Origin of the sequence: Peribacillus sp. NJ11 (genome assembly GCF_030348405.1) — a bacterium.
In the GTDB taxonomy this organism is placed as follows: Bacteria; Bacillota; Bacilli; order Bacillales; family DSM-1321; genus Peribacillus.
Genome location: NZ_JAUCFO010000002.1, coordinates 120,890 through 135,229, shown reverse-complemented (window position 1 = coordinate 135,229; position 14,340 = coordinate 120,890). Strand labels below are relative to the sequence as shown.

7 protein-coding genes, 3 rRNA genes and 1 pseudogene are annotated in these 14,340 nt (G+C 40.9%); 9 read left to right on the top strand and 2 right to left on the bottom strand.

Features of this window, described 5'->3' with window-relative positions:
* Positions 1-29 precede the first annotated feature (29 nt).
* Entirely contained in the window at positions 30-554 is a 525-nt protein-coding gene (locus tag QUF86_RS27400) for a DUF2199 domain-containing protein (protein WP_289336378.1), read from the top strand.
* Between the two features lie 217 nt (positions 555-771).
* On the opposite strand, the pseudogene QUF86_RS27395 reads toward QUF86_RS27400, so the two are convergent.
* Positions 772-2,007 (bottom strand): annotated as a pseudogene (locus QUF86_RS27395) (IS110 family RNA-guided transposase).
* An 800-nt stretch (positions 2,008-2,807) separates the two neighbouring features.
* Between QUF86_RS27395 and QUF86_RS27390 the strand changes: the two are divergent.
* Both QUF86_RS27390 and QUF86_RS27385 read left to right on the top strand, forming a co-directional pair.
* Entirely contained in the window at positions 2,808-3,851 is a 1,044-nt protein-coding gene (locus tag QUF86_RS27390; RefSeq protein ID WP_289336377.1) for a serine hydrolase domain-containing protein, read from the top strand.
* 158 nt (positions 3,852-4,009) lie between these two features.
* Positions 4,010-4,384: a putative periplasmic lipoprotein gene (locus QUF86_RS27385; RefSeq protein ID WP_289336376.1), complete on the top strand. Its 375-nt coding sequence runs from the start codon at positions 4,010-4,012 to the stop codon at positions 4,382-4,384.
* Positions 4,385-4,986: 602 nt separating this feature from the next.
* Here QUF86_RS27385 and QUF86_RS27380 read toward each other — a convergent pair.
* Positions 4,987-5,814, bottom strand: coding sequence for a glycerophosphodiester phosphodiesterase (locus QUF86_RS27380; RefSeq protein ID WP_137020875.1), 828 nt, complete (start codon positions 5,812-5,814; stop codon positions 4,987-4,989).
* A gap of 437 nt (positions 5,815-6,251) precedes the next feature.
* On the opposite strand from QUF86_RS27380, the gene QUF86_RS27375 reads away from it, so the two are divergent.
* The 6 genes from QUF86_RS27375 (at position 6,252) to QUF86_RS27350 (ending at position 14,069) form a co-directional block, all read left to right on the top strand.
* Positions 6,252-6,770, top strand: coding sequence for a DUF2243 domain-containing protein (locus QUF86_RS27375; RefSeq protein ID WP_289318920.1), 519 nt, complete (start codon positions 6,252-6,254; stop codon positions 6,768-6,770).
* Positions 6,757-7,584: a cytochrome c oxidase assembly protein gene (locus QUF86_RS27370; RefSeq protein WP_289319013.1), complete on the top strand. Its 828-nt coding sequence runs from the start codon at positions 6,757-6,759 to the stop codon at positions 7,582-7,584. Before QUF86_RS27375 ends, QUF86_RS27370 begins: the two co-directional genes overlap by 14 nt.
* Positions 7,585-8,217: 633 nt before the next feature.
* A 16S ribosomal RNA gene (locus QUF86_RS27365) occupies positions 8,218-9,768 on the top strand.
* Positions 9,769-9,943: 175 nt separating this feature from the next.
* Positions 9,944-12,876, top strand: a 23S ribosomal RNA gene (locus tag QUF86_RS27360).
* A gap of 63 nt (positions 12,877-12,939) precedes the next feature.
* A 5S ribosomal RNA gene (gene rrf / locus QUF86_RS27355) occupies positions 12,940-13,055 on the top strand.
* The 16S, 23S and 5S rRNA genes sit together here, the layout of an rRNA operon.
* A 162-nt stretch (positions 13,056-13,217) precedes the next feature.
* On the top strand, positions 13,218-14,069 hold the full coding sequence (locus QUF86_RS27350) for a tyrosine-type recombinase/integrase (RefSeq protein ID WP_289336375.1): 852 nt from the start codon (positions 13,218-13,220) through the stop codon (positions 14,067-14,069).
* The last annotated feature ends 271 nt before the right edge of the window (positions 14,070-14,340 follow it).

The following is a 14,340-nucleotide window of genomic DNA, read 5'->3' as shown; positions in this document are numbered from 1 at the left end:
AGGTAAGGCTATTGTATGGGGGATTTAAAATGAGCAATTATAAAGTTGGTTATCAATGTAAAAGTTGTGGAAATTATCACGATGAACTTCCCTTGAGTTATGGAAGTCCTGTTCCTGATTACTGTGAGGAAGTACCATTCGAAGAACAAGAAAAACGAATAGAGATGAATGAAGATGTGTGTATAATTGATGATGAATATTTCTTTATTCGTGGATGTATTGAACTTCCAGTAATGGATGGGGAAGATCCCTTTATTTGGGATGTTTGGGTTTCATTAAGTGAAACAAATTTTGATGAAATGATGGAGTATTGGGAAGTTGAAGGCAGAGAAAAGGATTTGAAACCAATGTTTGGTTGGCTGCAAACTTCTATTCCTTGTTATCCTGAAACACTAAACTTAAAAACAATGGTTCATACTCGTCCAATAGGTTTACGTCCTTCTATAGAATTAGAACCAACAGAACACCCATTATCCATAGAGCAAAGAGAAGGAATTGGATTTAAAAGAATAAAGCAGATAGCAGAAGATTTGTGTAATGTAGAAGAAAAATAATATCTCTGCTTAATGAACTAACGGTTCGTTAGCTTAGGATCGGAGCTGTCTTAAAAGGCAGCTTTTTCTTTTAAACAACTAAACCAGCTAATAGTTTGTCAACATTTTTCAATAAAAAGATAAAAACATACGTGATATACTAAAAATAGGCATACCAAATAACCTTTCTTCAGACTCTTATTTGGAAGGTTTTGTTCTATTTAGTTAAATATAAATTTTAAACAATATCTTGGAAAGTCATTTTGTTCTTTAATAGAGCGAAAACCAGTGTAAGAGCTTATTTACACAGGCTATGACGGCTACCTTATAAGGCTTTCCTTCCTCGCGCTTCTTGTCATAAAACACGCGTAGCTTCTTATTTCGAGGGATAATTTCATCAGTTGTCTTAGACTTCCGGCAGTTACGAATAGCACAACGAACTGCCAAATATAAGGCGTGTCGAAGTCTGCTAGAACCTCTTTTAGTGATTCTGTTTTTGGTAGCTGTAAACTTACCAGATTCGAATACACTAGGATCAACTCCAGAGAAAGCTACAAGTTTTTTAGGATGATTAAATCGATCTATCTCACCAATTTCAGAAATAATCGTTGCTGCGATCTTTTCTCCGATACCTGGGATAGATTTGATGATAGTATATTCTTCAATTTCTTTAGCGAGGGCGTCTATCTCTGCCTCTAACTTTGATAGATGCTCTTTGTACTGAAGAAGAATATTTATATACATACCAAGGCTTAAAATATGACTCTGATAGACTGTCTTTTCAAAAGGATTACGAGCTGCCGCAGCTTTAAGCTGAATCGCTTTTTCATTTGCCCATTTAATTGATCTACTCTTGCATAACTCAAATATCCTTGCTGTAATTGCTTCTTCACTTGCCTTCAAAATGTCCTCTGAAGAGGGGAACTCTAAAAGAGTTAAGAGTGACACCACAGAATATAAATCTCCAAAAACTCCTTTATATTCAGGAAACACTTGTTCAAGCACTGCCTGAAATTGAAGCTTTGTTTGAATCATAACGCCAGTTATGTTTTCATGTTGTCTTGTGAGATTACGACGGTTCAATAACTGGACTCCACGCTTTTTATATGGCTCTAACTCTTCTTTATAAAACAACTCACAGAGAAGATAGGCATCAATCGCATCTGTTTTTACCTTTCTTAAGCTTGATCCTCTTGCCTTATATGAAATCAATGGATTAATGATTATCAATAAATATCCTCGTTCTTCCAAGTAATGAACGACTGGAGTTTGATAATGTCCAGTGGCTTCTAAAACGACTGAAGGCTTCTGACCAGCCTCTTTCTTTACATCCTCAAGAAACGCTACAAGTAAATTAAGCCCCTCAACAAGTATGAGTTATTTTAAAACTCTTTTGATAAGGTTTACCCTTATCCAAAAATGCTTGAACCTGACTTTCCCCTTTTGAAATATCCAGACCAACGACTGGATTCATTCTAAATCTCCTCCTAATCTAGTGGATTACCGGTACCCCTATTTCTCCTTGCAGTGTCACAGCTTCGCTTGTTATACGAGATCTACGTCCCAACCAGCCTAATCATGTTTCTACAAGTAGGGGGCAAACTGTTTAGTTAACGGGGTCTATCCCCATGAGCAGGTATGTATTGCCCCGGCTACCGTTATAATAAAACCATATAAAAAAAGGTCAACCAGAAATATTTTCTGGCTGACCTTATAATACGAATGGGGCAGGTTAGTTGAAGAAGTTTTCTCGATATGTACTGTTTCCCAAAGTTATTTCTTACAGCTACAATAATGGTGAAACACAATGAGAAATTGAGAAGGAGCTTATGCAGTTTGAATATTATTAAATATTTTGGAATCCAATTTATTCTATTTACTGTAATAATCCTAACAGGGTTTTACTCAGATAGTTACATAAGCAAGCCATTTACTTACACTGATTTAATAGCAATAATTATTCATTTTGCTATACTAATCGTCGTGTTAAATGGATACTTTAAGCTAAAAGAACGTCTAATGCCTATTCATTTATTTAATAGAGTTTTACTTTCTTTGTTAGCTTTTGTTTTTACCTTTATTTTTATAGAGATTTTAACAGGAGAATGAGATTTTATCCCTAATGAACGGTGCGTTAGCTGAAGATTGGAGCTGTCTTGCAGCTTTTTCTTTAATGCAACTATAGGGGCAGGTTAGTTGCACAAGCATAGGAAATAAAATAAACCGTATATCCCCACTAATGGTAAAATAATGGTATAAAAACGGAGGGGTAATATGGGAATTATTAATATAAGCATTAAAGAGCGTATGGAGTATCATAATGTAAATGGTTTGAGCATTGCAGTAATTAATAACGCTCAAATTAGTATGGCAGAACACTATGGTTTACTTGAGGCAGGAACGACTAAAAGTGTAAATAGTAATTCTATTTTTAGTGCTTGTTCGATTAGTAAGTTCTTAACCGGGATGCTTGTTTTGCTACTAACTGAACAAGGTCTTGTTGATTTAGATGAGGATATAAACAAAAAGCTAACATCGTGGAAAGTTCCTGATAATAAATTTACTGAAAACCAATATGTTACATTAAGAAACTTGCTTAGTCATCAATCTGGAATTATAGATCCTGAAGATAGTTTTATGGAACTTAATTCGAATGTCGGTATTCCCTCTATTGTTGACCTATTAAAGGGACACACACCCTATTGTAAAGTACCTATTCAAGTGAACTATGAACCTAAGAGTGACTTTCAATATTCAGATGCGGGCTATTGTATAATACAACTACTGATAGAAGATGCGACTGGTAAACCTTTCGAAGATATAATAGACGAACTAATATTTCAACCATTACAAATGCACAACAGTTCATTAGCAATGACCATTTCAGAAGAGAAAAACGATAACTTTTCTTGTGGTCATAAAAAAAGTGGAGAATTAGTTGATGGAAAATATGCTATATACCCTTATCAAGCTGCGTCAGGGCTATGGACAACACCTTCAGATTTATCCATTTTGGTTATTGAATTAATTAATTCTTTAAAAGGTAAAAGTAAGATTGGACTTTCTGTAAGTAAAGCAAAAGAAATGATAACCTCCCAAGGTTGTAAAGAGTGGACTGGATTAGGGGGGTTTTTAGATGATTCAAAAGGAGAACTAGAAATTTCATCGCTTGGTTGGGGAGTGGGCTTTCAATGTATGATGGTTGTATATCCCTATTTAGAAAAAGGATTAGTCATAATGACAAATACAGATTTAGGTGTCCATCAATTGAAAGGGATCATTGGTGAAATATATGATTCCTACGCTTCTGGATTGTGAAGAAATGTACTTAAACTAACGGGTGCTTTACTTCATTATCAGGAGCTGATCAGCAGCTCCTTTTCTTATGCAACTATCGGGGCAGGTTAGTGAAATAAGGTATAATGGAATAATAAGGTAATTTATCATCATTAATTTAAGGGAAGGAAGATAAAAATTTGAGAAAAATAGTATTAATTTTATTCGCATCAATTCTTTTAACAGCTTGTAACTCTAATAATTCAACATTAAGTATTAGCGAATTAGAAGTTGTACCAGACGATGTACAAGGTGCAATTGACTCTGAAAGTACACTTCAAGTAATTAATGAAGGGGAAAAGACGGCTTATGTTGTTTATCAGTCAAAAGGTGAAGTCATTACTGACCTTGAAGAACAAGGGGATACATTAAAAATAAAGTTAAATGTAACGAAAGAAGATGACGATGTAATCGTCCAACGTGTCTATAAGTTAACGTTAGATGATAAACATAAAGCACTTGATGTGTTAATTAATGGAGAATCTACACCATTTGATGTTGTTTCAGGTATATAAAAAAGAATGTAAAATCATTGTAAGATAAGATGTAAAGTTATAGAACTAACGGGTGCGTTAGTTCATTAAGAAAAGGAGAGTACATATTATACATGGTTAATATGTACTCTCCTTTATTTATTAAGGTTTTTATAATTTAGGTATAGATAACTTGAGTTCAGTTATAAAATTTTCATCCTCGAAGGGTTGCTCTGTTTTGTGCAATAGCATAGGAGAAATAAACAAAGATACCACCTCATAATAATTGTAGCATTGATTGTTGAGTAATTTGTGAGGTAGATTATGTTAATTAAAATAAAAATACAAAATCAATTGCTTCATTTGAATAAAAGCTGAGCCCAAACCTAACTGAAAGTGAAAACATACCTTTTACCAGTTAAAAACACCTGTTTTTTAAAAAAATTAATGCTGAGAAACGCTCTACAACGAAATTAACTACATTTAGACTTAAATTACCTATTCGATTCAAATAAATAGGGTCATACATTCCATAATAGACGTCCGGAAAATGGGGATTTCTAACGTTAAGAAGGTTTCAACCCCAAAAAAAAGATCAATCTCCTGTAGAAATCGACCTTTTTTCTAATAATTATACAAAAATATTAGTTTCTTGGATCTACATAATCTGGATAATCCGTAATGATTGCGTCAACTCCCATATCTAATAGGAAATCTGCTGCCTCTTGACTACGTACTGTCCATGATCCAATTTTCATATCAAGAGAGTGAACTTGATTCACTAATTCTTCAGTAACAATTCCATAGCTTGGATTAAAATAGTCGGCATATGTTGAAAATTCCTGTAAGGCTAGTTCTGTTGTGTCAGCTCTTGAAGATGTTAACACACCGATTGGAACTTTAGGAACGAGATCATTCATTTTTTCCATTGATTTATGGTTAAATGATTGGATAATGATTTTTTCATTTTGTGGTTTATCAAGATTTCGTTCTTTTAATTCTTCAGCTACACTTTCTTCAATCCCAGGATAAAGCTCTGAAGCCTTTAATTCTATTAATATTCCAATTTTCCCGTGGTAACGATCAAGAATCTCATCAAATGTTGGGATTTGTTCACCAGCAAATTGCTCACCTTTCCAGCTGCCTGCATCAAGGCTTCTTAGTTCTTCAAACATGAAATCACCAACTTTTCCAGTTCCATCAGTTGTACGATCAACTGTCGTATCATGGATAAGTACTAATTCTCCATCCTTGCTTCTTTGAACATCGATTTCAATATAATCTGCCTTCATTTCTACTGCTTTATCAAAAGCAGCAATCGTATTTTCAGGTGCATATGCTGATGCCCCACGATGGGCAACATTATCAACCTTTCTTAAGTCTCCTATTGTTTCTGATGCAAAAGCTTGACTTAGTGGACTGAATAACAACGTAAACGCTACCCCGGCACCTGCTAATAATTTTTTGTTCATGTTCTCCATCTCCAATCTAAAATATGTATACAACTATAATTATAGAAAAGAAATGTTGAAGAAATATGTTTATAATGTATTGGTTTTATATGTCTAATATCCTTTTTAATCAATTGTATATTTACGGTTAAGATTCCCTATCAAGAAGAAGTATGGGACCGTTCAAACTTTATTTCTAAGTTACAGATGCCTAAAGGCACAAATCAGGGTTAACCCTGCCAAAGCCTTTAGGCTATTTATTATTCTTCACTATCTAGGATACGGAGAATGGTATTCATAGCTTCAGTGGTTTTGGAACACCTGCAGCACCAGAGTAGTAATACAGAACATGAATCTAGAAAATTCTGTTTTTTCTGAATATAAATGATGATTTTTGGGGATATTAGGGTAAATACAAAATGACAGAGTTAATAAAGCTTATAGAAAAGGAGGAGCAAATGAGTAATACAAATAAAAGCCTCGAAAATAATTCAAACATTTCGAATCGATCTGTTTACTCAAGTAGAAATATATGGACTGGGATTCTATTCGGACTCGGTTTAGTCGGTTTTATCGATGAAGTTGTGTTTCATCAGCTGTTACATTGGCACCATTTCTACGACAAATCAACTACAGACATTGGACTGGTTTCGGATGGTTTGTTCCATGCTTTTAGTTGGTTTGCGACCATTGCTTCTTCGTTTTTATTAGCAGACTTACACCGTAAACAAGCTTATTGGTTCAAAAGGTGGTTAGCAGGTGTGTTTCTTGGGGGAGGGGCTTTCCAGTTATACGATGGGACCATCCAGCACAAATTAATGGAGTTACATCAGATTCGCTATGTAGATAATGTGTATGTCTATGATTTGATCTGGAATTTCCTTGCTATTGTCATGATTATAATCGGTGCCACCCTCATTATTCGTACACGAAGCAGACAACAACATGGAAAGACTGTTACCCATGAATCACAATAATCACAGTAATAGCGTGGGAACTAACTTGAACCAAGTAGCAGAGATAGCACCTCAGCTACTTTTAGCACTGCCTTTTATATTAGCGTTGATTCTGTATATTTTTGCTGTAATTATCTCCAATCGGCATCATAAGCAATGGCCTCTATCCCGAACTGTATACTGGGTTTCTGGAGTTCTCTTGGCAGTTATATCAGTGGCCGGACCCCTAGCAAATCGCGCCCACATAGATTTTACAGCGCATATGCTAGGTCATTTACTCTTGGGGATGCTAGCTCCATTGCTTATGGTACTTGCTGCACCAATGACGCTAGTGCTACGAACAATAAGAATCACTTTAGCAAGACGTCTTACTCGTGTTCTAAGGAGTTGGCTGTCTCGCATGTTTACCCATCCTATTGTTACATCTGTCTTAAATATAGGAGGGCTGTGGTTGTTGTACACGACCAACCTATACTCACTTATGCACGAGAGTACCGTTTTGAATTTCATTGTGCATTTCCATGTATTCATGGCCGGTTACCTATTCACAGTGTCAATGATTTATATTGACCCAATACTCCACCGGATTTCTTTTTTATACCGTTCAATCGTGTTGATTATTGCCTTAGCTGGCCATGGTATTCTATCAAAGTACATCTATACTCACCCACCTGCTGGTATACCGTTAGAACAGGCAAATCAGGGAAGCATGATTATGTACTATGGTGGAGATATCATTGACATTATTATTATCTTCATACTTTGTTTGCAATGGTTTAGAGCGACCAAACCTCGGAGAGGACTAGCTTTGGGCCAAGCTATTGAACAAAGATAATTATTGTTTCACTAACAGGTGTTTCCTCAATCAAGAGTAAAGCCTTTTTTTATTGAACTACCATGAAAATAAGTTTCTTTAAAAATGAAAAATGAATAGGGTTGACTGGATTAAGGTCAGTATCAGTATTGACACTTCCTAACCATTTTCATTCTTTGCGATTCATGGATGGCTAACGGGTGCGTTAGTTGATTAAGGAACATTAAAATGATCAATCTTTTTTATAAAAGAATAATCCAATTAAATAGTATAAGGGCATGTTTTGATAAAATCTTCAGTTTAGTGCATCCCAGTTGATTAATTTAATGATGAAACACGTACGGTGGTTTTTTTGTATTCATTAACAAGATGGTTTCAAGAGGAAAGTGTTATTAGAGATTCTTATTTTACGGATTAAATGTTGACACTAAAGAAAAATAGCAGTATGATAATGAAGTCGCCTAATTAATGAGCGATTTTAAAAAAAGAAACACTTCGTAGAAGTTGACAACTATTCAACGTTATGTTAAGATGAATTAGTTGAAAAAAACCTACAACAAATTGCTCTTTGAAAACTGAACAAAACAAAGCGCCAACGTTAAATTTTAAGTGAGCACACACTATCAAAAAAGCAAAATGAGCAAGTCAAACATTTCTTCGGAGAGTTTGATCCTGGCTCAGGACGAACGCTGGCGGCGTGCCTAATACATGCAAGTCGAGCGAATCGATGGGAGCTTGCTCCCTGAGATTAGCGGCGGACGGGTGAGTAACACGTGGGCAACCTGCCTATAAGACTGGGATAACTTCGGGAAACCGGAGCTAATACCGGATACGTTCTTTTCTCGCATGAGAGAAGATGGAAAGACGGTTTCGGCTGTCACTTATAGATGGGCCCGCGGCGCATTAGCTAGTTGGTGAGGTAATGGCTCACCAAGGCGACGATGCGTAGCCGACCTGAGAGGGTGATCGGCCACACTGGGACTGAGACACGGCCCAGACTCCTACGGGAGGCAGCAGTAGGGAATCTTCCGCAATGGACGAAAGTCTGACGGAGCAACGCCGCGTGAACGAAGAAGGCCTTCGGGTCGTAAAGTTCTGTTGTTAGGGAAGAACAAGTACCAGAGTAACTGCTGGTACCTTGACGGTACCTAACCAGAAAGCCACGGCTAACTACGTGCCAGCAGCCGCGGTAATACGTAGGTGGCAAGCGTTGTCCGGAATTATTGGGCGTAAAGCGCGCGCAGGTGGTTCCTTAAGTCTGATGTGAAAGCCCACGGCTCAACCGTGGAGGGTCATTGGAAACTGGGGAACTTGAGTGCAGAAGAGGAAAGTGGAATTCCAAGTGTAGCGGTGAAATGCGTAGAGATTTGGAGGAACACCAGTGGCGAAGGCGACTTTCTGGTCTGTAACTGACACTGAGGCGCGAAAGCGTGGGGAGCAAACAGGATTAGATACCCTGGTAGTCCACGCCGTAAACGATGAGTGCTAAGTGTTAGAGGGTTTCCGCCCTTTAGTGCTGCAGCTAACGCATTAAGCACTCCGCCTGGGGAGTACGGCCGCAAGGCTGAAACTCAAAGGAATTGACGGGGGCCCGCACAAGCGGTGGAGCATGTGGTTTAATTCGAAGCAACGCGAAGAACCTTACCAGGTCTTGACATCCTCTGACAACCCTAGAGATAGGGCTTTCCCCTTCGGGGGACAGAGTGACAGGTGGTGCATGGTTGTCGTCAGCTCGTGTCGTGAGATGTTGGGTTAAGTCCCGCAACGAGCGCAACCCTTGATCTTAGTTGCCAGCATTCAGTTGGGCACTCTAAGGTGACTGCCGGTGACAAACCGGAGGAAGGTGGGGATGACGTCAAATCATCATGCCCCTTATGACCTGGGCTACACACGTGCTACAATGGATGGTACAAAGGGCTGCAAACCTGCGAAGGTAAGCGAATCCCATAAAGCCATTCTCAGTTCGGATTGTAGGCTGCAACTCGCCTACATGAAGCCGGAATCGCTAGTAATCGCGGATCAGCATGCCGCGGTGAATACGTTCCCGGGCCTTGTACACACCGCCCGTCACACCACGAGAGTTTGTAACACCCGAAGTCGGTGAGGTAACCTTTATGGAGCCAGCCGCCTAAGGTGGGACAGATGATTGGGGTGAAGTCGTAACAAGGTAGCCGTATCGGAAGGTGCGGCTGGATCACCTCCTTTCTAAGGATAATTACGAGAGCGCTTTTGTTTTGTTCAGTTTTGAATGAGTAATTCATTCAGATAGGGAAGAAAAACATCACGATGTGATGGATTCTTTCTGCTTTGTTCCTTGAAAACTAGATAATAGATAGAAGGCAATTAATTTTTTTCAAAGCATCTGTAAGATCTTTTTAACGGTTAAGTTAGAAAGGGCGCACGGTGGATGCCTTGGCACTAGGAGCCGATGAAGGACGGGACTAACACCGATATGCTTCGGGGAGCTGTAAGTAAGCTTTGATCCGGAGATTTCCGAATGGGGAAACCCACTGTTCGTAATGGAACAGTATCTTTACCTGAATACATAGGGTACTGAAGGCAGACCCGGGGAACTGAAACATCTAAGTACCCGGAGGAAGAGAAAGCAAATGCGATTTCCTGAGTAGCGGCGAGCGAAACGGAATTAGCCCAAACCAAGAGGCTTGCCTCTTGGGGTTGTAGGACACTCAACATGGAGTTACAAAGGAACGGGGTAAATGAAGTGATCTGGAAAGGTCCGTCAAAGAAGGTAAAAACCCTGTAGTTGAAACTTCGTTCCCTCCTGAGTGGATCCTGAGTACGGCGGGACACGAGAAATCCCGTCGGAAGCAGGGAGGACCATCTCCCAAGGCTAAATACTCCCTAGTGACCGATAGTGAACCAGTACCGTGAGGGAAAGGTGAAAAGCACCCCGGAAGGGGAGTGAAATAGATCCTGAAACCGTGTGCCTACAAGTAGTCAAAGCCCGTTAATGGGTAATGGCGTGCCTTTTGTAGAATGAACCGGCGAGTTACGATTTCATGCGAGGTTAAGTTGATAAGACGGAGCCGCAGCGAAAGCGAGTCTGAATAGGGCGAATGAGTATGAGGTCGTAGACCCGAAACCAGGTGATCTACCCATGTCCAGGGTGAAGTTCAGGTAACACTGAATGGAGGCCCGAACCCACGCACGTTGAAAAGTGCGGGGATGAGGTGTGGGTAGCGGAGAAATTCCAATCGAACCTGGAGATAGCTGGTTCTCTCCGAAATAGCTTTAGGGCTAGCCTCAAGATGAGAGTATTGGAGGTAGAGCACTGATTGGACTAGGGGCCCCCAACGGGTTACCGAATTCAGTCAAACTCCGAATGCCAAATACTTATTCTTGGGAGTCAGACTGCGAGTGATAAGATCCGTAGTCGAAAGGGAAACAGCCCAGACCACCAGCTAAGGTCCCAAAGTATACGTTAAGTGGAAAAGGATGTGGAGTTGCTTAGACAACCAGGATGTTGGCTCAGAAGCAGCCACCATTTAAAGAGTGCGTAATAGCTCACTGGTCGAGTGACTCCGCGCCGAAAATGTACCGGGGCTAAACGTATCACCGAAGCTGTGGATTGACACCATTAGGTGTCGATGGTAGGAGAGCGTTCTAAGGGCGTTGAAGTCAGACCGGAAGGACTGGTGGAGCGCTTAGAAGTGAGAATGCCGGTATGAGTAGCGAAAGAAGGGTGAGAATCCCTTCCACCGAATGCCTAAGGTTTCCTGAGGAAGGCTCGTCCGCTCAGGGTTAGTCGGGACCTAAGCCGAGGCCGAAAGGCGTAGGCGATGGACAACAGGTTGATATTCCTGTACCACCTATACATCGTTTGAACGATGGGGGGACGCAGAAGGATAGGGTAAGCGCGCTGTTGGATATGCGCGTCCAAGCAGTTAGGCCGGAAACGAGGCAAATCCCGTTTCCATTAAGGCGGAGCTGTGATGGCGAGGGAAATATAGTACCGAAGTTCCTGATTCCACGCTGCCAAGAAAAGCCTCTAGTGAGATGTAAGGTGCCCGTACCGCAAACCGACACAGGTAGGCGAGGAGAGAATCCTAAGGTGTGCGAGAGAACTCTCGTTAAGGAACTCGGCAAAATGACCCCGTAACTTCGGGAGAAGGGGTGCTTTTTAGGGTGAATAGCCCGGAAAAGCCGCAGTGAATAGGCCCAGGCGACTGTTTAGCAAAAACACAGGTCTCTGCGAAGCCGCAAGGCGAAGTATAGGGGCTGACACCTGCCCGGTGCTGGAAGGTTAAGGGGAGAGGTTAGCGCAAGCGAAGCTTTGAACCGAAGCCCCAGTAAACGGCGGCCGTAACTATAACGGTCCTAAGGTAGCGAAATTCCTTGTCGGGTAAGTTCCGACCCGCACGAAAGGTGTAACGATCTGGGCACTGTCTCAACGAGAGACTCGGTGAAATTATAGTACCTGTGAAGATGCAGGTTACCCGCGACAGGACGGAAAGACCCCGTGGAGCTTTACTGCAGCCTGATATTGAATTTTGGTACAGCTTGTACAGGATAGGTAGGAGCCTGAGAAGCCGGAGCGCTAGCTTCGGTGGAGGCGTTGGTGGGATACTACCCTGGCTGTATTGAAATTCTAACCCGCGCCCCTTATCGGGGTGGGAGACAGTGTCAGGTGGGCAGTTTGACTGGGGCGGTCGCCTCCTAAAGAGTAACGGAGGCGCCCAAAGGTTCCCTCAGAATGGTTGGAAATCATTCGTAGAGTGTAAAGGCACAAGGGAGCTTGACTGCGAGACCTACAAGTCGAGCAGGGACGAAAGTCGGGCTTAGTGATCCGGTGGTTCCGCATGGAAGGGCCATCGCTCAACGGATAAAAGCTACCCCGGGGATAACAGGCTTATCTCCCCCAAGAGTCCACATCGACGGGGAGGTTTGGCACCTCGATGTCGGCTCATCGCATCCTGGGGCTGTAGTCGGTCCCAAGGGTTGGGCTGTTCGCCCATTAAAGCGGTACGCGAGCTGGGTTCAGAACGTCGTGAGACAGTTCGGTCCCTATCCGTCGCGGGCGCAGGAAATTTGAGAGGAGCTGTCCTTAGTACGAGAGGACCGGGATGGACGCACCGCTGGTGTACCAGTTGTCTTGCCAAAGGCATAGCTGGGTAGCTACGTGCGGACGGGATAAGTGCTGAAAGCATCTAAGCATGAAGCCCCCCTCAAGATGAGATTTCCCATGGCGCAAGCTAGTAAGATCCCTGAAAGATGATCAGGTTGATAGGTCAGAGGTGGAAGCGTGGCGACATGTGGAGCTGACTGATACTAATAGATCGAGGACTTAACCAACGCTTTAAAAAAATGAAATACCTTCTTATTATCTAGTTTTGAAGGAACAACGTTCCTTTATTGTTTGGTGGCGATAGCGAAGAGGTCACACCCGTTCCCATTCCGAACACGGCAGTTAAGCTCTTCAGCGCCGATGGTAGTTGGGGGTTTCCCCCTGTGAGAGTAGGACGCCGCCAAGCAATATTTATCACATCAATTAGGATTCATAAACCCGTATAAACAGGTTCAAATCCTATCTACGCATTCCAAACCTTAGGATTATCCTAAGGTTTTTTTGTATAAATTCCACAATTCGTTGGAAAGGCTTATTAATAGCATGATTTTGGTAGGGGGCTTCTCGAATGACCAGTAAAGAAGAAATCCTGGACAATAAACAAATTCTTCATTCTTTTGCGAAATGGTTAATGGGTCAAAATAAATCCGATGGTACGATTAAAACCTATGTGGGAGTCATCTCCCAGCTTCTTCAATGGTTTAAAGATGAGGCGGAAGAGATTGAAAAATCCCACGTCCAAACCTATTTAGATGATATGGAACAGTCAAATAAGAGTGGAAGAACGATTGAAAAACATTATTCAGCCATTACCATGTTTTCCAGGTTCCTTGATAAACCCGAAATCGTCCTCAACATCGATCGTAAAGCAAAGGAAAAGAAAGAAGATCCGCCAAAAGCCCTGAACATGCTTGAGCAAGCTGCTCTCCTAAAAGAAATCGAGGCCTCTGGGCATTTCAGGAATATTGCTATTGTCTACACAATGATTCATACGGGTATCCGGGTGTCCGAACTTTGTGATTTGAACCATACTGACATTCAAAAAGAGGAAGAAAGGCAATATATCCTCATCCGGGATTCAAAAGGTGATATAGACAGGAAGATTCCACTCTCCATGACTGCTAGTGAAAAGATCAGGGCATACAAGGAATTTTTAAATATGGATACGGAAGCCATCTTCATATCCAGTGTGAATCAGCGCATAACGCCAAGGTCCGTGCAATATATGCTGACTAAATATAATGCGACTCCCCATAAGCTGCGGAATACGTTTTGCCAAACATTAATCGATAAGGGGATAGACCTTCAAACCGTTTCAAAATTGATGGGGCATAAAGATTTGAATATGACCAAACGTTATATAGGAGAAGGAAAAGAAGAATTGGAATCAGCCATTGAAAATACTTTTGATAATTTATAGGATTGGGAATACTTAACGATATACAAGAAGTTTTCCTTCATTATATAAGTTCCAATGGCACGAGGGATTTCTTGCTGATGATTTAAAAATAGCATTTCTTTTATAAAGTGTAGGCCTTTTAAAGGACAGATTAAAAAGACTAGGAATTTTTAAGGCGATGATCTCATTTGGTGAATGCCACCTCCTTTTAGCTACGGAAAAAGCACCATAATATGAGTGCTTTTTTCTTGATTTTTATTAGAAGAACTCGGTGTTATCAATTTATCGTTGA